Origin of the sequence: Bacillus cereus group sp. MYBK108-1 (genome assembly GCF_051917185.1) — a bacterium.
Lineage (GTDB): Bacteria > Bacillota > Bacilli > Bacillales > Bacillaceae_G > Bacillus_A > Bacillus_A cereus.
This window is the reverse complement of sequence record NZ_JBQAHZ010000069.1, coordinates 1-588: the sequence shown is the minus strand read 5'-3', so window position 1 is coordinate 588 and position 588 is coordinate 1. Positions and strand designations below refer to the sequence as shown.

Below are 588 nucleotides of genomic sequence, written 5' to 3'. Positions count from 1 at the left end.
TGAAGTGACCCCTAAAAGTTAGACACGGTTATTTCATTAGGCAGCTTGATAAAAATGAGTCCGGTATTGCACCGGGCTCATTTTTAATTTTGCCTTTATCCGTTTTGTATTGTAATAATCTATATATTTTTCTAATTCTATTTTGAAGTGCTCTACACTTTCAAACTCTTTTATGTAGAGAAACTCAGACTTCATGATTCCAAAGAAATTCTCCATTACTGCGTTGTCATAACAGTTGCCTTTACGAGACATACTTTGTACGATACCTCTTTTTTGTAATGCGTGACGGTACTGTTTCATTTGATAATGCCACCCTTGATCTGAATGCATCATTAGTTGGTGATTTTCAGGTAAACCTTCTAATGCTGTCTCTAACATTTCTGAAACAAGTGAATACGTCGGTCTAGAGCCAATTGTATAGGTAATGATTTCACCATTATACAAGTCTAATACAGGTGATAAATAAAGTTTCTCACCGAATAATTTAAATTCTGTAATATCGGTTACCCATTTTTCATTTGGCGTATCTGCCGTAAATTTACGCTCTAAAATATGAGGTGCAATTTTACCAACTGTTCCTTTATAAGA

Annotated in this window: 1 pseudogene; it reads right to left on the bottom strand. The window is 34.4% G+C overall.

Annotated features, from left to right (window positions below):
- Window positions 1-36 precede the first annotated feature (36 nt).
- Window positions 37-588, bottom strand: a pseudogene (locus ACTFSL_RS31100) (IS3-like element ISBce18 family transposase); the annotation flags it as partial.